The sequence below is a fragment of the Clostridium sp. CM037 genome, from assembly GCF_055081095.1.
In genome coordinates this window covers 1,886,022-1,905,107 of the sequence record NZ_CM143650.1, presented here as the reverse complement: position 1 = coordinate 1,905,107, position 19,086 = coordinate 1,886,022, and the positions used below count along the sequence as shown (strand labels likewise).

The following is a 19,086-nucleotide window of genomic DNA, read 5'->3' as shown; positions in this document are numbered from 1 at the left end:
TCGTTTTCTCCGATTTCCATGTTAAGGAATTATTTATTTTAATCTACATTTTCATTATTGTGTTCAAAATTAAATTCGATTTCACTAAAATAATCTCCATAAGTTAATGCTACAATTTTAATTCCATTAAAAGTTTTCAAGATTAATTTATCATCATAGGCATTCTTATAATATTCCAACTTAACATCAAAGTTTTCTCTAGAATTAATTATTACTTCTGCTCCCTCATGACCTTGCGTTTGAATCTTTACTGCTACAAATTCAGCACCAGTTTCTTTTGCTTCTTCAAAACAAAATTCTAAGTTTTTCATTGTTAACATAATACATTCCTCCTCTATAATTAAATATCAGTTGTCCATATTCCATTTTTATTTTGATAAGCGTCACACCGAGCTGTGAATAATGTCCCACCTAAAATGTCTCTGACCGCTTCTCCAGTAGGTTCAAACAGTTTAAAGATGTCATGTTCTTTTAAGTTTTGAAATTCAATCTCATTCCAAGTACTGTCTTTAAAAACCTTGCATTTTCTATTTTCCAAAAACATTCCTCCTCTATAACATTATTGTTTAATTGTTATTCTCGAAGAAATTCTAAATGATCTTCAAAATTCCTAGCATCACTTATTATCATCTGCATTGTCTTCTGTCCTTTAAAGTTACCCAAGGCTAATGTGCCTAAAACAGCACAAGTACGGTATATGCCATCTGTACCAGACCTAAAATCATTGAACTCGCTGAAGCTATTCCATTTTAGGAAGTCAATTTTCTGGTAGGAGAATTTTAAATGTTTATTCATCATAGTTGAAAATCTTGTGGTCTCGACACCTTCTATAACTACTTTAATAGGAGCGAATCCATTACCTGAAATCAAATTAACATATTCCATTTTTTTAATTAAGTCTGTTGTTATTTCCTCCGGTTCTAACCTAACGTCTGCTGAGTTAGTCTTGACGAATTGAACATTAGCCAATTTCTTATTCAATGTAGTTATTAATTTTTCCCAATTCTCTGTTTTCAGCCTGATACCAAAAGCAGAATCGTGACCATTCGCAAATATTACTAGCCCAGTTTTCCTAACCATATCTCTAAAATGAGGAACACCTTCACTCCTTACACTTCCTTGCAGAACCCCTTCTTCGCTAGTCTCATGCACTATTATTATAGGACAAGAATAATTTCCACATAGCACATTCGAGCATAAGCCTGTTAAATCTCCTTGGTTTAAGTTTGTATTTTGTTCAACAATCAAACCAATTACCTTTTGTTTCTCTAATTCATTTACCTTTATAGTAAATTCTAAATCTCCAACTATTTTATCTTTTTGAATATTCTGAATCTCCTTTAATTCTTTTAACTCAGTTATTATTTTTTTTATTACCTTCTTATCATCTTCAATGAGTAATTGAGCAGCTAACTCGTTCCTGTTCATTCTAACTCCGCTGTTCACAATTGGGCTTATAGAATATGCTACTGAAGTAGAGTTAAACGCATAAGCCCCTAGTATCTCTTTAATCCCTGGATTATTAAGTGATAAAAACCCTTTTGCACAAAGATATCTATTTTCTGGAGACTTCTCAGACACATTCATCATATCTCCAATTGTCCCACTTGCTGCCAGATCATAATATTCTTCTGCAAAGTTTGTTCCTTGTAGAGAATCAAGATATTTTACAAACTTAAAAGTCGTCCCTGCTCCACATAATGAAGGGTTCTCATAATTATTAAATGTCGAATTTACTACACAACATATACCCTTATCCTCTGCCAAATGATGATCTAGAATTACAACTTGTATTCCATTTTCTATTAAGAATTTCTGTTCTTCGAATAGCTCACTCGACGAATCGACTGCAATAACTAAATCATATTTCCCTATCCATGAAGGTAGTTCTTCCATCATAAAACCATGTCTCTTACCGACATTAATTCCCCAAGTGACATTATTTGTTTTCTTTTTTAGATACCTTACAGCTATCGCTAAAGCTGAACATCCATCATTATCCGGATCGCCAAATACATGAATTCTCTTGTTTTTAATAATAGCATCAATTACTATATCAGAAGCTTCTTTAATGTTAGACAAGTCTTCATATGGGATCAAATCAGATTCTCTAGGTTGAAGGAAATGTATAGGATCTTTGATATTTCTATTTTTTAAAATACCTTCAATTATATTACCTGTTGGATTATTATTAAGAATATTCCACTCTTTTTTCATATCGTTTCTCCTGTAATGTTATTATTTAATTGTTCTTTGTAGTTGAATACTCCAAAATATTTTTCCTCAAGATATTTTCTATATGCTATTGCTTCATCTTTATCTGGAAAACCCTTACGAGTGACTACCCCATCGACTCCTATTCTTGCAATCCATACACATCTCCTTGAGTCCCAACTTACTCCTTTTGTACCACTGGTATTATTACTTTGTAGACCCTTATTCATCATATTCTGGCTACCTGTAGCATGTCTTAATTCGCTTTTTCTATTATCATGATGAACCTGATATATGTGATCAACCTGGTCTTTTGTTCGTGTTACCTTCATTATTACTCTATGCATATATACTTTTCTATTGTTAATAGTAGTTATGGCATATCCAACTTCATTATAACGCCAACAATGGTCTTTAATTAAGTCATAATCTTCTAAGTCGAAGAAGAAAGGTTCATCCTTAAACGTATATCCTATACCGTATTCTCCAGTTAAATCATACAAATTATATTTCTTATTTTCATCATAAAGGCGTTTTATAGACTTCTCTTTACCCACACATCCACATGATTTTGTATTTCCACTTCTTAAACTTACTCCTGTTGTAGTAAACAACTTATTTCCACAATCACATTCGCAATCGCAAATAACTAATTTCTTGCCAAGATTAGTTATCTTATGTCCTGCCATTTTTATAACGAGAAGTTTTCCAAACCTTTTTCCTATTATATCTTCAATTCTTTTCTCTCCAGTTATAACAGCCTTTTCTTTCCCAATACATCCACATCCAGTAGTTTCCCCTGATGTTAAATGAGATGTTACTACTAGGAATCCTTTTGTCCCACAATCACAATTACAATACCATTGGACTACACTTGCTCCACTAGCATAAACACGATTTTCCGCTTTCTTTATAACTGTTAATCTCCCGAACTTTTGCTCTATTAAATTTCTCAAACAAAACCTCCTCCAATATCATTGTTTATTTGTTCTTTTTCTTGACATCCTCTTCGTAGCTGACTTTCCATAAATCTACACAACCTTGGTCACACATTAATTTATCTTTATATGAGATCATCTCAATGCGAATACAACGCTTTCCACAGAAATCACACGTTTTATTTTTACTAGCCATTTTATATCCCTCCTGTACATTATTGTTTAATTGTTAAATCTCAACTTTGAAATTCTTTACTAGAATATCCCACACTTCCATATCGTCACAAGGACTTGCTTTAATCCCTAACAACCCTAATGTATCTTTTAATGCATAAACCGTTTGTGTTTGAATAGGAAAATTTAACTTCTCTACGTTAGCTGTTAGTTCTTCATCAAATACGTCCTGATCTAAACAGAATACTATTGATACGTTTAGTCTTAATAAAAGTTCACATTGAGTATCCGATAATGACTTCCCAGCAATCGAAACACAATTTTTTACTCCATACCCATACAATTTTACACAACTTTTCTCAGATTCAAGAACATACACGAATCCTGCTTTTATAATTTCATTATAATTTTGAAATAGAGCATAAAGAATTTGAGTTTTTCTGTAAGAGTATAATGCCATATATTTATTTCCATCTACCAACTTGTCATCTATTAATCGGCCCTTAATCGAGACGAGAGATCCGATAGAGTCTCTGATCGGGATGGTTATCCTTTGTGAATCTATATCTACACCAATCTCAAACTTAGCCATTGCTTCGCATGATATATTGTCTTCTTTCAGCCACTTCTTATTTGGTATCATAAAGAACTGATTCAAGACTATTTCCGGCAACGGTATTATCTTTGTATCAGATTCCTTCGTTTCTCCAGTTTCTACAAAATCTAACCAAGTAAGAAATTTAGGTGTATTATCTTCCTTCTCGAAATAGAAATCTAAGTCAAACAAACTGCAAACCCATTTAATTGACTGAGGGAACGATATATCCTTTAAATATCCGACAAGAGTAAACACGTCACGATTTGATATTGTCCCAAACTTAGCTTGAGTATAAATCTCAGCATTGTAATTATCATTATCTGTATAAACACAAATGCTTCCTTCATTCGTTCCTCCGGGACGAGCAGCCGTTACACAATTGATTTTTTTCTTGATCGAGTGGCACTTTAAATTTTCTAGAATTATTACGATTCTATCTTCATCTAGGACTTCTTTTAATTCCTTAGCTTTCGTGTGCCACCACCTCCCTTTGTTTCATATTATTGTTTATTTGTTCATTAAGGACAAGCTGTTTAGTTATTCTTTTCTCCTTAATATTGTCTACTCCTATATATTATAACATTATTGTTTAATTGTCAATAAGTTTTTAAAAATATGTTCTAGGACTGCAACGACAATTGAGTTTCCGCATAGTTTGTAAATCTGACTATCTGAAATACTTAATTCTTTCATACTATAAAAATCTCCATCGTCAAAATCCATAAGTCGTATACACTCTAGTGGAATAAGCTTTCTTATTCTATAATTATTTTCAGCAACTTTTAATCCTTGCCTATCTACTCTTAAAGTAGGTGCATATCCCTTATTTTCTCTAACTTCTCTACTTACATAAAAATCTTCTAGTATCTTAGGTTGACGATTGCCACCTGAACAACTATCCAATGTGGGAGACAATCCTTTTATATCATAAACCCTTTTTAACAAGTCATGACCATTAATAGATTCGAGTCTACCCACAACATTTATTTCATTTGGAGTTTCTTCTAATATATTTCCTATCGCATATCCATGTGTACATGCGCATACTGTTGGGAAAACACCTTCAGGAGAGTAAACTTTTCCAGATTGACTTCCTTCGTTTGAAACTTGTCCTACTGATATAATCTCATGACAATCTTGAGCTAATGTTTTAGGAATATTTCCATGTCCAGCACTCAAACATTGAGAATTTCCATCTTGTGAGCTGTTTATCTTACCTACCGTCAATATTCCATGTCTGTCCTGAGTGTTAATGGTGAATGATGGTTCTCCATCCTCTTTAAATCTTCTACCCATTTGTCTTTTCTCTACTCTATCTGGTGTTAAACAAGGTCTTACTTCTACGATTTGTCTAGGTTCTTTATAATCTCTTCCCGTAAGAGTACAGCTAACGTCATTATAAACTCTTGGCATGCCTTCTCTTTTGCTTTGGGAAGGATCTAGCATGGTACCATTATCAATTTTTTTATCTTTTAATTGTTCCAGTAACTGCTCTGTCTTTTCTGAAGATATATAATATTTTTCATCGACTTCTTTTTCTAGTAAATCTTTTAATCTCACTCCGTTATCGAACCCTTTTGGAAACACAAAATCCTTATCATCAATATCTTTTCTAGCGCAAATTGCAAAGACACGTTCTCTATTCTGTGGAACACCATAGTTTTTAGCATTAAGAACTTTCCAATATACATTATAACCACTATCATCTAAATCCTGTAAAATCCCGTCAAAGTCTGCTTTGAATTTATTACCTACAAGATTCTTAACATTTTCAATCATTATATATTTAGGTTTCTTATACTTTATAATATCTAATCCATAAGTATAAAGTCCGCTGCTAGTTGCATTCCCTTCGCTGTCAGTCATACCATCTTGTCTCCCGGCCACTGATAAATTTGTACAGGGGAAAGAAAAATTAAATAAATCAAATTCAGGTAGTTCAAATGGAAGTATCCTCGATATATCTCCCAGATTATTTAAACTGACACAAATCCTATATAATTCTATTAGTTTTTCGCCTTTCCATTTTTCTACAACGGATTTTTCTTTTTTAAAATCATATCCAATATTCCTGTCTAATAAATATCTTTTCATTTCAGCTTCGGGTAAAATTTCTATGTCTAAAATATTTTCTTTATTGTGAATGACATTATAAGCAAGAATTGCATTAATATCAATTTCACTTATACCTACTAATTCAACAGGGACACCTAATCTTTTCAATGCCTTGTGTAAAGCTCCCATTCCAGCAAAGCTATCAAATAATCTTATTTTTTCGATAATAAATCACTCCTTCAAAACATTATTGTTTAATTGTTCAAATCATTTCTAAGCTTGATAATTCAACAACTATTGCATCTTCTTTACTAAAAGCATAGCCATAATCTTTAACGTACTTATTAAATTTATCTGTAGCTTCCAGCTTTGAATCAGCATTTATTCTTACGCATATGCATTCAATATACGGGATATCGAGTATTCCTATAAACTCCATGATTGCCTCCTTCGAAAATTATATGGTATTGTTTAGTTGTTAATTATTAAGATGTCTTAGCATAAAAAGGACTCTCAACAAGCAATATTTCTCTATCTGCGTCTGGGTATGTCGTGCCTCCATTAATAATTGGAGTATAGTATTTTACTTCCGCTTCTTTTCTAAGTTTTAAACATTCTTCAAGGCTAGCGTGGCAGGATAATGCAACTGTTTTACCTAAAAATCTTATTCTTAATTCATACTTTTGAAGACGTTCTCTCCAATAAGCTCCACTACAACCACTAGTATTTGTAATAAACATTGCAGTATTTAGATGTTGAGCATCCCATGTCGCCCATCTACAGTTAGAGACTTCATAATTCCCTCCACAGTCAATCCTATCAATTGTAGTTTCTTTCTCTCCAAACCTTTCTATATGCCTCAAGAAAGACTCATACATGTCATTATAAAAAGTTATAAAGTCGTGATTCCATTCTTTGCAGACAGTAATACCTTTTCCTCCATAGAACTTATAATTTTGCATTGCTTCATCATAACATCTTTGTTTCATGCTAGCCCAAACTGTATATATTTTTGTCTTAGCTAAACTGTGTTTTGTGTTAGCTTCACTAGCTCTTTCTCTCTGCAAGCATCCACACGACTGAGTATGCTTGCCTCTTAATTCATTCCCTGAGACTATTACATCAATATCGCTCCCACAATTACATTTACATAACCATAAACTTTTCCCATCTTTACTACTGCCTTGATGAGAAATAACTGTTAACCTACCTATCTTTCTCCCAACCATATCTATACTTCTAGCCGCTCCATTTTCTTTTTTTAAGCACCCACAAGATTTTACTTTTCCTTCTCTTAAACCACCACCTGTCACAATTACTTTTTTACCACTTTCGCAATCACACTCACATATCCATTGTATTAAGTTTCTCTTGTCCCTGTCTGTTTGCTCTATTGCTGTAAGCCTGCCAAATTTCTGACCTACTAAATTTATCATAGTTGCTCCAGCTCTTTCTTTTTGATAACATCCACAAGATTTTGTATTCCCATTCCTTAATGCAGCACTTTTCACACTAATTAAAGTTTTATTTCCACAATCGCACTGACATAACCAGTAAATTTGTTTATCTTTTTCTAGTCTTGCAGAGATCCTTTCTTCGTCTCTTCCTATTACAGTTAGTTTTCCAAATTTCATTCCAATCATTTCTTTTCCCACTTTAGCCAAAACTAATCTTCCTCCTTAGTATTGTTTATTTGTCCTCTTTTGGTTTATAAGCAAGATATCCCTGCTCCTGATAGGTCATTTCCCCTTTATTTACACTAAATATTACATCAATGTTGGAACGCCCAGCACGATTTTTCGCTAGTTTATATAAATAATATGACCCCCTCTTATCCATCTCTACTAATTGTCCGTTAAAAGGATTATCTGGTTGCTCAAATCTAATTCTAAGCTTATCTTTTTCCTTATATTTAATTTCCCTGCCCATTAACATCCAATCACAATGATGGAAAATATGCTTACTACTACTCAAAGAATTCGAGTTAAGTTCACCTGTTTGTAAAACACTATCAACTAATTGCAATGTTAAGATTATCCCTAAGTTCATTTGCCTAGCATAGTCCTTTAAACTTTGAACGGTCTGCGAAAAATCACTCCACTCACTTCCCTGACTAGCTTTATTCTTATCGTGATATGGCTTACATGTATCAAGTACAAAATAGTTAACCTTATCTCTTAATTGAAACTTTCTCATTAACATTTTTAAAGTATCTATATCCCAGATATCTGCTTCATAACATATCAATTTACTTCTTTCTTTGATGTAAAGCGTTGCTTCAGTAGCCATTTTATCTTTTATACCGGTTAGTACTCCTAACGTGATATCATCTTCAGTAATGGTAATACCTCCATATTTCTCAGAAAACACCATATTAGCTACGCAAACCAGAATAATTGCGTTTATTTCTTGGGTATTCATCTCGTTAATAAAGATTGCTACTGGTATTTGGTCTACAATAGCCATTTTACATAGTATCCACGCAGTAGTTCTTGACTTACCATGCCCACTATTTAAACAAATAGCACCAACAGTTTTCTTTCTCCATCCTCTGATTAAACTATTTACTATTGGAAAACCAATATTAGCTCCCTCGTCAGGATGCAGCTTAAGCCCAGCATAGAATTCTTCCATATCATCACCAATCCGAGTCCCGTCATTTATGCCTTGAATAAATGAATTGGCTTTAGTCAACTGAAATTCAAAGGCTTTCAATATCTGATCTACATTCTTATCTTTCAATTTCTCAAAATTCCTTCTAACTGCAAAGCCTGCATCATCAAGATATCTTAACTCATTAAAAGTTTTAACCTTACTATATATCTTGTGAAAGTCATCTTGAACTGAAGCTACACTACCTAGCCTTTGGTATGCTTTGAAACCTCCTACGGACTTGTATACCTTCTGTTCGTCCTCAGTAGATTTTAGTAATGTTAAGTTAATTGATGTCTCATTTACAGTAGTTTGTTCCATGAATGTCCTCACATATAAGTTATAAAGAACTCTTAAAGAAGTATCGCTAATGTCCCATTCTGGAGATATTAAGTTTATATATTCCTCCAGGAGATTAGGTTTGTTATAGATTGCACCTACTAGCATACTCTCTGCTGATATGTCTTGAATTATTTCTCCTTCTTCCATAAAATATATCCTCTCCTTTAAGTTAAGAAGTCATAATCTTCTTCATCTATTGTTTCTACGACTGGTTTTCTAATAGCTCTTGTAAAGTCAATTTTTATTTCTTCACTTATTTCATTAGCAACTACTGCTGCTTCTCTCTTGCTACTGAATCCATCTATCTTTGTCTCAATTATAGTTAAAAGATAATTGCCACGTTGAGTGTCGTTATTAAAATCCTTAGCGTCAATATACTTTTTAATTTCACTTTCAAGGCTTTCAAAGCATTCTAAAATTAAACCGTAGCTATACCCACCCTTTGAATTAAATATCTTACCCATGCGGTTTGTCCCATTTCGAGCATCTTGTAATCTTATTACCACATTAGAAGGTACTATCTTATCAAAATACTCATCTCTCACATATTCATATAACTTAGTCCATGCTATCCTCTCCGTCTCTTTCTTCTCAAAGCAAGATTTATGAGCATTAAACGTTAATAACACTAAATCCCCATACTCGTCTTTTACAAACTGTTTCTTACTATTTTTTTTATACTTAACATTCCTCTTCATATCTAACTGAGGATATACTCCCAAATCCACAGGATTAATTTCCAACTTGCAATATTTACACCTCTTAATCTTAACTTTAGCTACTTTATTCACCATCAGAATCACCAGTCTCGTCTTCAGGTAATACTCCAAATTCTATTTTTAAATCTGGAGTCTCTATAGCTTTTTTGCTCTTTCTTGGAGATTTTCCAACTTTTTTACTAGGTTCCTTCGTAAGAACTTCTACTTTGACTTCTTTGTTAATTTTTGATTCATCAACAACCTCTGTAACTGTATCCTTTGAGTACCATTGTAGAACATCCTTAGCCCTACCATCTACCATTACCTTATGAGCAACTAAATAAGAATCCGTTGTCTCTTCTATATCTTTAACTGTTCCCTCAACTTTTGCTGAACCTACTATTACACTACTTTCTATTTTTATCATAAATAAAATCTCCTCTCGATTACACATTATTGTTTAATTGTATTATAAAAACTATATTTTAATAGACAATTTTCTTGTATTGCGAACTAAATCAATCTCTTTTTTTAAGCAATTGCCATTATCATTTCTAGGAGTATCACCTTCATAATGACATTCTTGTGAACCATCATTGAATACACAATATATTTCTTTGCATTTACAGTTATAATCTGCCTTTTGTCTCATTTCTTTTAAGCTATCCATTATCCCCATGACGTGATTTCCTGTTGCTTTTTGACTGATATATCCTTTGCTTGCTCTTATATCCCATTCTTTTATTACTTCCCATATTGCTTTATATTCTGCTTGTTCTTTATCTTCCTCAGTTGGACTTCTATACATAAAATTTTCTCCTTTTAATTTAAATTTTTGAACCTCGGCATTTAAAATGTACAGGTTCAACCTGTTTGTTTATTATGCTTCAAACATACTTTTTACTCTTGGACACTTACCTCTACATTCATGCTCGTTATGACAAGTATCCTCTGCACAATCATATAAGTAACAGTCTTTGGGTATTTGCTCAATAACCAGTTCTTCTAAATTTACAGAACAGGTATCGCCATTTCTAATACATTTAAAACTAAGATACATTCTGTTATCTGGTACATAAACCATTAATTTATTTTCTTTTGCTTGTTTTATCAAGTCATTTATTTTATTTCTATAGTAAATTGGGTCATCTTTTCTTAATGCCATTTTAAATCCTCCTTTGAGGTCGTTTCAGACGACCACGAATACTTCGTTATTTATTCAGAAGGAGATTCATACTCCCACCGACGTTTTCTTGTATTACGTCACTAAAATAAATTAGCATTAGACCTTAATATAGTGATTTCACCTTTTAGCTTATCTATTTCATTGTCTAACCTATACTTTCTTTCCTTAAATCTTCTAAATTCTTCAACTGTTCCTATATCCTCATATTCAGCAAGTTTAGATGCCAAGGCTACAATAATGTCAGCGTTTCCAAGACATTCAGTTCTCTTTATATTCTTATAATTTACAAGAACGCTACCATGTGAGTTTCTTCTTGTTAATCTTGTCATATTACAGACCTCCAATCCTTCGTGCTATATTCATAATACCTGCCAACTCAGCCTTATTTAAACTACTTCTCTCATCTCAACAACACTTGTCATAGCAATTATTTCTAATGCACCATTCTTATTTTCCAAGAAAAACCTTCCTGTGAATGGAGCGTCAAAGTTTATCAGATTTCCCTCGGCAGTTTTAACATGACCTTGATTTTCTATGCCTTGTCTATAAGTATTCCCCTCAAAATAAACTATTTTATATTTCTTACCTAACCAGCTTTCATCAGTATCCTTTATTTGTTCTTCTGGAACTTTATTTTCAACTAACTCCAATTCTCCTTCATACCAATACCAGCTATCTGCTATTCCATCTAATTCATAAGCACGATTCTCTGAAGCAGAGCCTCTAGTAAAGTAGCCTTCTATAATATCTGTTACTTTAAATTCTTTCCCTATACATCCATTTTTAAAGTCGTACACTGTAGAAACAACTTTGACATAATCTCCAATTTTAAACTTAGATTTTACTATATCTTCTAGCATCTCATCCGAAAACAAATAACCTCCACCAATATCTAAAGTATAAATTCTACCATTAGTTTCTTTAATTATTCCTTCTTTCCCGATAAACCTGTTCATACCAGAACTGAAATATATCCCTTCATAATATTGACCACCTTCTAATTCTTCTTTAACCTTAATCCTATCTCCCACTTTTCTCATATTGCTTGTCCTCCTCTTAGTATTGTTTAATTGGTATGTCTATATATTATAACATTATTGTTTAATTGTCAATATAATATTGAAATATTTTAAAAGATTCGTTTTATATTAGAATATCCCTAATTAATTATTCTGCCTTGAACTTTTTTAATTCCCATTCTCTGAACCCTTCTATGGTACTCGCTATCACTTTCTCCATCGTTCCTAGCCACATAGACATCTAATCTATCAGAGGAGTTGAAGTTACTACCTCCTGAATCTAGCACTTGTACAGTACCCATCCCTTTAAGTTTAATCTTAGTCCCATATCTTAAAACATTATTTGCTACGACACCTTCAAATAATTCAACTCCTCTGCAACCCACATTTCCCGTGGAAGAATTTTCCGATATAAGCCCGGAATAAAAAGATAAATTGAAAGTCATATCATATTCGGTAGCTTTCCTTTCCTTAATTTGCTTTTCTTCCTTTTTTTTCTTTATTTTTAATTGTTCTGCCTCTTTCTGCTTCTTTTTAGCAGCTTCTAGTTTTATTTTATTCTCTTTGATTGTCTTTATCTTATTATCTTCAACTGTTTTCATAAAGACTTCGTAGTTACTTTGAATTTTAACTTCTGTTTTCTTTACTCTCTCTGTTTGAATTAATTTACTTTCATTATAATCTTCATAATGCAGAATAGAGCTCATGCTTAGTGCAGCACTAAATATCCCACAAGCAAGACATATTTGTATCATTATCTTCTTATTTTTATTCATAATTTATTGCTCCTTTTGAAAATAAGCCCTCCAGGATAATCTGAAGGACTTATTTTTATATTCTTTTGTTTATTTATATTCTGCTAAAATTTTGTTTGCTACTTCTATATCTGTAATTTTGTTTGGATCTGTTACCCCATTGTTAGTTAATACTTTCATGATTTCTACAACTGGTACTTTATTAGCTTGTTTTTGCTTAATTGTAGATAATATCATCGCTATCAATGTTTTTATGTCATGAACAACTGGTTCAGGTTCTTTAACATCCTCAGTCTTTTCTGGACTACCCCATGATGTATCTTCTACTGGAGCCTTAACCTCTGGTGTTTTAACTTCTACCTTAGTTTCAACCTTAGTTTCTACTTTTTGTTTAGACACTGGAGGAGTAGTTAAGTATGAGCTTTTCACTCCTATATCAAAAGCATCAACGTAATTTCTTGCACTAAGAGGCATACTGTCCGGCATACCTGTAAATCTACTTCCACAGTCTACGATTCCGTCATCTCTAAAATGAAGAACTCTTTGTGTCCCTGTTATTTTACCGTCCTCAATTATCTTATCTATTGAAATGGTACATACAATTTGGCTCGTGTCGCCGAATATAGAATCGAGATCAGAAGTCAGAGAAGTAGTCAACTGGCTGTATTCACTTCCAGTTACCTCATCTGTTTTATCTTTATATTTTGTATGCCCTAGAACCATTGGATTCAATCCTATTTGTTTTAACCTAGTTGTTTGTTCTTGTATGATTTTAGTAAGCCTTCTCTTACCTTCGCCATATCCAGAAAATGCCGAATTCAAACTTTTACATATCTTTCCTGTCTCCATCATACTTAATCTAAGAACTTCTGCTGTAGCTACTTCAATCATTTTATCAATTGTGTCATAGCCTATTAGTTCAATCCCATATTCAGAGTTATTTAGAACTAAGTCATCAATTAATTGGACGAACCCTCTTTGTTTCCCTGATTTTTCTATGAAAGCCGCTGTTTGTTTTTCTGCTTTAGCATAAATTTCATCTACTGTCATGGAATCAGAAAGTGTTGATTCTAATTTGTCTACAAATTCATCTTTTACTTTTTGAACATAATCTTCTTCGGTAATGTCCCAGCAAGTAAATTCCTCATATTGTAGTCTATCTAATGATTTAAAACCATCTTCATCTCCAAATGAACATAACAATCCTTTTGACTCATCCCCGTATTCTTGCAAAGTAAGGTCTCGAAATAAGGTAGTTTTCCCTACTTTCTTTACTCCTCTTATATAATGGACGTAATCACCGATTTGTGTTAAAATCACATTTTTTTTAAAAGCCATTAATAATTCCTCCTCGATTTATAATAGTATTGTTTATTTGTTGAGGGATTTTCACCCTCAAAAGTTTATAATCTTATAATTGGAATGGAAGTGTTTCGTCGTTTGCTGGAGCCGTCATATCTGCTGCTTTAGTTTCTATTCTTCCTGCAAACGTAGCCGCTGCTGTATTCTCTACAAAATCTGATTCTTTATATCTTCTCTTGATAAGAGATTCCCCAGTTGCACCAGTTATCTCAAAAGCCTTAAAGAAAGAAGAATTTACTTTTTCAGAAGTTCCCCATCCGTCATTAACAGATATAGTCTCTTTGAGGACTCTATTTTGGACTAAACCATTAATTCTGATGCTATCTCCAAATTTTAATGATTTTAGGTTTCTGTAGAAGGATTGGTCTATTGTTTTAAGATTGATGTTAAAGGTTGTAGTTGTGAATTTTCCACCATATTGCACGATATATGCAAATAAGTATCCTTTTCCAGCTTTAGTATCCTCTGAGAAGTCCCTTACTGTAATGCCTTGTGAGAATGTAGCCTCTTCAATGAAATCTTCTGCGTTAAAATCAATAACATCTGTACAAGGATACATAGTTTTTATATTTACAGATGTTTGTTCTTCTAAAACCCCACTCTTTGGATTGTCATATACAGAAAATTTAGGTTCAGCTATAAGAACAACATTGTCTCCATCTTTAAAATCTTCGCTTATTTTCTTGATTAAGTCATATTCTGGAAGGATAAGCTCATAATCTCCAGGAAGTTTATTGAATCTTTTTGCCCATTCAAGTTTCATTGATTTTTTTTCTTTCTTGCTGTATCCATAAGCAAACTCCTTTGGGCTTCCTATAAGTTCTACAACAGGCTTATTATCATTACTTGAAGCTACAAAGAATTTTATCTTCCTATAAGTTTGCTTACCATTTTTTGCAGCAACATCAGTATACCCAAATGAGTTTTTACATGGAGGAGTTAATCCTTGTACTACCCCACGAATTCTAATATTTCCTCTTTTATCTTCTACTAGATTACCTTTATAATTATTAACTTTAGCCATTTTAACATTTCTCCTCTATTTTTAATATTATTGTTTAATTGTCATTTGATATTATAATTTTAAATATTTACTTAAGCCATCATCTTAGATATTTTCTCAATTATATCTGCATTTTCTTTGATCTTCCCTCTAGCACTTATTGCCATTGCTGCATGTTCATCAATCATTACATCTGATTTAGCTGCTAGATTTTCAAGACTCTCGTTTGCACTTGTTAGGTCATGTACCATGTTACCAAACACACTAATTGCATTGTTTGAGAAATCTTTAAGTTTTTCTAATTCCCTCTGAGCGTTATAACCTGTTGCCTTTATTGATAATTTTTTCATAATAATTCCTCCTAGTATTTATTTACTTCAATAGTTAATCTCTAAATCTATACCCTTTGATATTTATAAACTTTTGCTCCAAGTCCTAAGTTACCATACTTATCTTTTAAGTGACTTTCTTCCTTCACCATATATCCATTTCTTTCAAACTTTCTAAGCATTTCTCTTGTAACGGCAAATCCTTTTTTCTGTAATTCTAATTTTGTGAAAGATTTACCTTTATTTTCTTTTAAAAAATCATATAATGTTATTATCTTTCCCATTGACAACTTCCTCCTTCTCTCCCAATAAATATTATTGTTTAATTGTATAAGACATCTTATCGGTGGATCATGTCCCTTACTCAAACAACCAGCTCCTTAACACATTATTGTTTAATTGTTCTTACATTTGTTATTATATATACTTTGTCCTATTTAGACAACCCTTTTTAAAAAATATTTTAATTTATCTTTCTGCCATGCTCCTGGCGGCATGGCTCGTCATTTTAATAATATTATAATTCAGTTATTATTGTTTTAGAAAACTGCCAGTTATAAGCTTCCTTATAATAACTAGCGTTTACCGTGGTGGTGATGAAGGAGTTACCTACTTGCTGTATACTACTCTCAATTCCCAGCTCTACTTGTCCTAGTACTTCTTCCAGCTTATCTAATGCCCTTTCTATTTCGGCTTCTGTACCTCCATTTAAGAAGATTTCTTCCTTAGTTCCTTCAATATCTAATACATATAATTTCATAACTATGCACCTTTCCTTTGCTTATTTATTTTGTTTTTTTACCTAATTACTTCTTCCATTTGATAATTTTGTACTATCTTGTTATATTATACATAACTTTTTGTTAGAATTTTGTCAAATACAGCACCAAATTTGAGTTTAATCAAATTTGTTTTGTTAGCTCACAGCTGACTTACCGCACTTTTTGTCGAATTATTACTAATTCCAATATTTACATATATTATATTGTCGAAATAAGGTATATGATATAAATAAAAGGGAGGTGTTTTTTATGGGTTATATCGAATATAGATTAAAAGCAAATTTAACTCAACAGCAGCTAGGTGATAAAGTTGGCGTATCTAGAGGCCATATTTCAGATTTGGAAAACGCAAGAAGACTGCCATCGGTTGTAGTTCTTATTCATCTTGCTGTCATTCTTAATACTTGTCCTTGTAGATTATTGGACTTCCGATGCAATTGTACTGATTAAATATTAATGCTTTCTTTATAACATTTATTGTTGGTATCTAAAATATATTCTTTCACACTTCCTGCATTTGCATCTCGACCCATGATTTAATTTATCAAGGTCTTCTTCTTTGCACTCTGAGAAGGAATGGAAGATAAACCATAATAGTTTTTTCATAATTTGTCCTCCTTGACATTATTGTTTATTTGTTCAGCTTTGGTAGTTTATAAACAGTTGTAATATCCTCCACTTACCCCTTCTTTTCCATCATCATCTTTATATTTTAAAATCCCATTTTCCTCGTAGTAAATCCAATTATCCCATAGCTGCTTATTTACTTCTAACCCTTCATCAATTTCCTCATCACTAACTAACTCATCAAATGTTATAACTTTTTCTCCTGCCATTGCAGTATTTATACATAATGAATTCTTGTCACTTACCATACTAACTTGGCGTTTACTTGTATAATTATCAACTTCCGTAGCCTTTGCTCCAGAAATCCATTTGATATCTATCTTCTCGCAGTATTCTAAAAATTTCTGATATTCTTCAATTGTTTTAAATGTTACATGTAATTTTCTATCCATAAATTTTTTCCATAAAGTTTTATTAACTTTTAGTCCATCCTCAGTATCATCTATTAAAACAAGCTTTTTAAGATATGGTTTATCAAGTTTTAAAGCGTATCCATCTTTTTTAATAGCATCAAACTCTTTGATAGTCTTTGGAAAATTACCTTCTATAATTTTCTCAACACTCCAATATGCATAGATTCTTTCTTCATCAATACTATCAATCTTGCCTACCCAATATCCATTTTCTGAAAGCCTACCACCATATACATAATCTCCAACTTTAAGTTCTAGTTTTATTGGTTCTGGAATCTCTTCTTCAACTAATTCAATCATACTTTTTGTCCAGTTCCATGTATTCCCCTCTAATATTATAGTTCCTCTTCCACTAACAGATATTACTCTTGTAATATTACCTTCAAACTTTTTCATACTATCGACGAAACAAGCTTGATTGTCATATTCTTTACCTGATTCAAGGCCAGTTTTAATTTTAACACTATCTCCTACTTTAAACTCTGCCACAGTTTTCTTGGTTTCTATTAGTTCCAAGCAATCATATAAATGATTAGTCTCTTGTATATAATCTAATTCGTCAAAATCAATCATCGTTCTGTCTCCGTAAACTGATGTTATAATACCTTCGCTTCCAACAACAATTCTACTTTTATTGAAAGGATTATCAGCATTTATTACCTTGACTCTATCTCCTACCTTAATTACAGTTTTAGTTTCCTTGGTAACTTCATCTTTTATAATTAACTTTCTAATATCAGAATCATCGGAGTCAATGTAGCAAGGGCTTGCTTCTTTTTCGATTGCTTCAAATTCACTTGTTGTTTTTGGAAGAGTTTTTAAATTTTCCTTTGACCAATTGCCCCATAACTTATTCTTTTTTATTTCAGCAATCTTTACAACATCATAATCTTCAGAGTCTCCATCTTTATAATAAATATAATCTCCAACTTTAAATTTTGATTCGGATTTTTCAGCTACGCACTCTTCTTCAACCTCGTAACCTGCAACGACTTTCTGAACTTCCTCCACTAAATCTACTCCTATAGCATTACCTAATGCTACAACAATCCCAAAGTAAGGATTAAATACATCTGTGTGGTACAACTTAGCTTCTCCCTCTCTACCGTCTGTAAATTTAACGATTGTGCTTGTACCAGAAGTAGTTATTGAAAGCTGCTGAGTATTTTCTACTAGTTCAAAGTACTTTGGGTCTAAGTCTCTGTAAGTCTGCCCAATTTCAGATTCTCTAGTGTGTTCTAAAACCTTAACATCAATACAACCTCTTTTCCCAACATTAGTTATTTCTGCTCTCGTCATTTTATCATTCGTAATATAATACATCGAACCTTTTTCATTCCCTCTAACGATATCTCCTACTTTAAAACCTTTCACAATATCATCCTCCTTATTATTGTTCAATTGTTCTTCTTTAATCTCAGTTTTTACTTCAATAGCAGTTATGGCACCATGTTTTTCTCCAGATTCTACCAGGTCATATTTCTTAATAAGTTTAACTTCCCATCCTTCGATTTCACCTGTAGATTCGTGGCATCTACCTTGGATTCCCATTACAAAACAACCACTGCTTTCTGTTTTTACAACAAAATTTTTATTTAAGCTACTTCCTGATTTATTCGCTTCAACTACATCTCCAACATGAAGCACTGCTCCATCTTTATCTCTAAATGGTGTTTTCTCACCAACCGTACCATAATCCTCTTTTTTATAATATCTTAAAACTTTCTTAGTTGCCTTAATATCTTCAAGGTTACATGGCTGACAGGTATGTTCTCCTCCAAACTTATCTGTCATTCTAAAAACTCCATCCTTATAGTCATATTCTGCTTTGACTATGTTTCCCTCTAGTTTTATAATATCCTCACATCTCCCAAAATTGCTTTCTCTGTTCTTAACCACTCTGTAACTTCTGCCTACTTCAATTTCCATTTAATAATTC

24 protein-coding genes are annotated in these 19,086 nt (G+C 32.5%); 1 reads left to right on the top strand and 23 read right to left on the bottom strand.

Annotated features, from left to right (window positions below):
• Nucleotides 1–38 precede the first annotated feature (38 nt).
• From ACWJKP_RS09275 to ACWJKP_RS09170, 22 genes are all read right to left on the bottom strand, one after another.
• Nucleotides 39–320, bottom strand: coding sequence for a hypothetical protein (locus ACWJKP_RS09275; protein ID WP_462961626.1), 282 nt, complete (start codon nt 318–320; stop codon nt 39–41).
• Nucleotides 321–340: 20 nt separating this feature from the next.
• On the bottom strand, nt 341–538 hold the full coding sequence (locus tag ACWJKP_RS09270) for a hypothetical protein (protein WP_462961625.1): 198 nt from the start codon (nt 536–538) through the stop codon (nt 341–343).
• Between the two features lie 35 nt (nt 539–573).
• A complete protein-coding gene (locus ACWJKP_RS09265) occupies nt 574–2,217 on the bottom strand; it encodes a DHH family phosphoesterase (RefSeq protein ID WP_462961624.1) in 1,644 nt (547 codons plus the stop codon).
• Nucleotides 2,214–3,170, bottom strand: coding sequence for a hypothetical protein (locus ACWJKP_RS09260; protein WP_462961623.1), 957 nt, complete (start codon nt 3,168–3,170; stop codon nt 2,214–2,216). Before ACWJKP_RS09260 ends, ACWJKP_RS09265 begins: the two co-directional genes overlap by 4 nt.
• Nucleotides 3,171–3,195: 25 nt before the next feature.
• The gene (locus ACWJKP_RS09255) at nt 3,196–3,348 is read right to left on the bottom strand and encodes a hypothetical protein (protein ID WP_462961622.1); all 153 of its coding nucleotides are present in this window, start codon (nt 3,346–3,348) and stop codon (nt 3,196–3,198) included.
• Nucleotides 3,349–3,381: 33 nt separating this feature from the next.
• Nucleotides 3,382–4,113, bottom strand: coding sequence for a DNA primase (locus tag ACWJKP_RS09250; protein WP_462961621.1), 732 nt, complete (start codon nt 4,111–4,113; stop codon nt 3,382–3,384).
• Between the two features lie 393 nt (nt 4,114–4,506).
• Nucleotides 4,507–6,147, bottom strand: a complete 1,641-nt coding sequence (dcm, locus tag ACWJKP_RS09245; protein ID WP_462961620.1) for a DNA (cytosine-5-)-methyltransferase — start codon at nt 6,145–6,147, stop codon at nt 4,507–4,509.
• 94 nt (nt 6,148–6,241) lie between these two features.
• On the bottom strand, nt 6,242–6,418 hold the full coding sequence (locus tag ACWJKP_RS09240; protein ID WP_462961619.1) for a hypothetical protein: 177 nt from the start codon (nt 6,416–6,418) through the stop codon (nt 6,242–6,244).
• A 46-nt stretch (nt 6,419–6,464) separates the two neighbouring features.
• A complete protein-coding gene (locus ACWJKP_RS09235) occupies nt 6,465–7,643 on the bottom strand; it encodes a hypothetical protein (RefSeq protein ID WP_462961618.1) in 1,179 nt (392 codons plus the stop codon).
• 25 nt (nt 7,644–7,668) lie between these two features.
• A complete protein-coding gene (locus ACWJKP_RS09230) occupies nt 7,669–9,120 on the bottom strand; it encodes a DnaB-like helicase C-terminal domain-containing protein (protein WP_462961617.1) in 1,452 nt (483 codons plus the stop codon).
• 17 nt (nt 9,121–9,137) lie between these two features.
• Nucleotides 9,138–9,767, bottom strand: a complete 630-nt coding sequence (locus ACWJKP_RS09225) for a hypothetical protein (protein WP_462961616.1) — start codon at nt 9,765–9,767, stop codon at nt 9,138–9,140.
• Nucleotides 9,757–10,098: a hypothetical protein gene (locus tag ACWJKP_RS09220; RefSeq protein ID WP_462961615.1), complete on the bottom strand. Its 342-nt coding sequence runs from the start codon at nt 10,096–10,098 to the stop codon at nt 9,757–9,759. Before ACWJKP_RS09220 ends, ACWJKP_RS09225 begins: the two co-directional genes overlap by 11 nt.
• Nucleotides 10,099–10,149: 51 nt before the next feature.
• A complete protein-coding gene (locus tag ACWJKP_RS09215; RefSeq protein ID WP_462961614.1) occupies nt 10,150–10,479 on the bottom strand; it encodes a hypothetical protein in 330 nt (109 codons plus the stop codon).
• A 72-nt stretch (nt 10,480–10,551) separates the two neighbouring features.
• The gene (locus ACWJKP_RS09210) at nt 10,552–10,836 is read right to left on the bottom strand and encodes a hypothetical protein (protein ID WP_462961613.1); all 285 of its coding nucleotides are present in this window, start codon (nt 10,834–10,836) and stop codon (nt 10,552–10,554) included.
• Between the two features lie 101 nt (nt 10,837–10,937).
• A complete protein-coding gene (locus ACWJKP_RS09205) occupies nt 10,938–11,186 on the bottom strand; it encodes a hypothetical protein (protein ID WP_462961612.1) in 249 nt (82 codons plus the stop codon).
• A gap of 57 nt (nt 11,187–11,243) precedes the next feature.
• Nucleotides 11,244–11,897, bottom strand: coding sequence for a hypothetical protein (locus ACWJKP_RS09200; protein WP_462961611.1), 654 nt, complete (start codon nt 11,895–11,897; stop codon nt 11,244–11,246).
• A gap of 119 nt (nt 11,898–12,016) precedes the next feature.
• Nucleotides 12,017–12,652 (bottom strand): hypothetical protein, encoded by a 636-nt coding sequence (locus ACWJKP_RS09195; protein ID WP_462961610.1) that lies wholly within the window; start codon nt 12,650–12,652, stop codon nt 12,017–12,019.
• Between the two features lie 69 nt (nt 12,653–12,721).
• Entirely contained in the window at nt 12,722–13,969 is a 1,248-nt protein-coding gene (locus tag ACWJKP_RS09190) for a hypothetical protein (RefSeq protein WP_462961609.1), read from the bottom strand.
• A 73-nt stretch (nt 13,970–14,042) separates the two neighbouring features.
• Nucleotides 14,043–15,017: a hypothetical protein gene (locus ACWJKP_RS09185; RefSeq protein WP_462961608.1), complete on the bottom strand. Its 975-nt coding sequence runs from the start codon at nt 15,015–15,017 to the stop codon at nt 14,043–14,045.
• Nucleotides 15,018–15,088: 71 nt separating this feature from the next.
• Nucleotides 15,089–15,346 (bottom strand): hypothetical protein, encoded by a 258-nt coding sequence (locus ACWJKP_RS09180; protein WP_462961607.1) that lies wholly within the window; start codon nt 15,344–15,346, stop codon nt 15,089–15,091.
• A gap of 47 nt (nt 15,347–15,393) precedes the next feature.
• Nucleotides 15,394–15,609 carry a hypothetical protein gene (locus ACWJKP_RS09175; RefSeq protein WP_462961606.1) on the bottom strand — a complete coding sequence of 72 codons (216 nt, stop codon included), beginning with the start codon at nt 15,607–15,609 and terminating at the stop codon, nt 15,394–15,396.
• Nucleotides 15,610–15,842: 233 nt separating this feature from the next.
• Nucleotides 15,843–16,085 (bottom strand): hypothetical protein, encoded by a 243-nt coding sequence (locus ACWJKP_RS09170; protein ID WP_462961605.1) that lies wholly within the window; start codon nt 16,083–16,085, stop codon nt 15,843–15,845.
• A gap of 271 nt (nt 16,086–16,356) precedes the next feature.
• Between ACWJKP_RS09170 and ACWJKP_RS09165 the strand changes: the two genes are divergently transcribed.
• A complete protein-coding gene (locus tag ACWJKP_RS09165; protein ID WP_462961604.1) occupies nt 16,357–16,557 on the top strand; it encodes a helix-turn-helix transcriptional regulator in 201 nt (66 codons plus the stop codon).
• 203 nt (nt 16,558–16,760) lie between these two features.
• Here ACWJKP_RS09165 and ACWJKP_RS09160 read toward each other — a convergent pair whose 3' ends face one another.
• Nucleotides 16,761–19,076 (bottom strand): hypothetical protein, encoded by a 2,316-nt coding sequence (locus ACWJKP_RS09160; protein WP_462961603.1) that lies wholly within the window; start codon nt 19,074–19,076, stop codon nt 16,761–16,763.
• Nucleotides 19,077–19,086 lie beyond the last annotated feature (10 nt).

Coding starts and splice junctions, on each gene's coding strand:
- ACWJKP_RS09275 (WP_462961626.1), bottom strand. CDS start 320: ATGTTAACAATGAAAAACTTAGAATTTTGTTTTGAAGAAGCAAAAGAA.
- ACWJKP_RS09265 (WP_462961624.1), bottom strand. CDS start 2,217: ATGAAAAAAGAGTGGAATATTCTTAATAATAATCCAACAGGTAATATA.
- ACWJKP_RS09255 (WP_462961622.1), bottom strand. CDS start 3,348: ATGGCTAGTAAAAATAAAACGTGTGATTTCTGTGGAAAGCGTTGTATT.
- ACWJKP_RS09240 (WP_462961619.1), bottom strand. CDS start 6,418: ATGGAGTTTATAGGAATACTCGATATCCCGTATATTGAATGCATATGC.
- ACWJKP_RS09230 (WP_462961617.1), bottom strand. CDS start 9,120: ATGGAAGAAGGAGAAATAATTCAAGACATATCAGCAGAGAGTATGCTA.
- ACWJKP_RS09225 (WP_462961616.1), bottom strand. CDS start 9,767: ATGGTGAATAAAGTAGCTAAAGTTAAGATTAAGAGGTGTAAATATTGC.
- ACWJKP_RS09220 (WP_462961615.1), bottom strand. CDS start 10,098: ATGATAAAAATAGAAAGTAGTGTAATAGTAGGTTCAGCAAAAGTTGAG.
- ACWJKP_RS09215 (WP_462961614.1), bottom strand. CDS start 10,479: ATGTATAGAAGTCCAACTGAGGAAGATAAAGAACAAGCAGAATATAAA.
- ACWJKP_RS09210 (WP_462961613.1), bottom strand. CDS start 10,836: ATGGCATTAAGAAAAGATGACCCAATTTACTATAGAAATAAAATAAAT.
- ACWJKP_RS09205 (WP_462961612.1), bottom strand. CDS start 11,186: ATGACAAGATTAACAAGAAGAAACTCACATGGTAGCGTTCTTGTAAAT.
- ACWJKP_RS09200 (WP_462961611.1), bottom strand. CDS start 11,897: ATGAGAAAAGTGGGAGATAGGATTAAGGTTAAAGAAGAATTAGAAGGT.
- ACWJKP_RS09195 (WP_462961610.1), bottom strand. CDS start 12,652: ATGAATAAAAATAAGAAGATAATGATACAAATATGTCTTGCTTGTGGG.
- ACWJKP_RS09190 (WP_462961609.1), bottom strand. CDS start 13,969: ATGGCTTTTAAAAAAAATGTGATTTTAACACAAATCGGTGATTACGTC.
- ACWJKP_RS09185 (WP_462961608.1), bottom strand. CDS start 15,017: ATGGCTAAAGTTAATAATTATAAAGGTAATCTAGTAGAAGATAAAAGA.
- ACWJKP_RS09180 (WP_462961607.1), bottom strand. CDS start 15,346: ATGAAAAAATTATCAATAAAGGCAACAGGTTATAACGCTCAGAGGGAA.
- ACWJKP_RS09175 (WP_462961606.1), bottom strand. CDS start 15,609: ATGGGAAAGATAATAACATTATATGATTTTTTAAAAGAAAATAAAGGT.
- ACWJKP_RS09170 (WP_462961605.1), bottom strand. CDS start 16,085: ATGAAATTATATGTATTAGATATTGAAGGAACTAAGGAAGAAATCTTC.
- ACWJKP_RS09165 (WP_462961604.1), top strand. CDS start 16,357: ATGGGTTATATCGAATATAGATTAAAAGCAAATTTAACTCAACAGCAG.
- ACWJKP_RS09160 (WP_462961603.1), bottom strand. CDS start 19,076: ATGGAAATTGAAGTAGGCAGAAGTTACAGAGTGGTTAAGAACAGAGAA.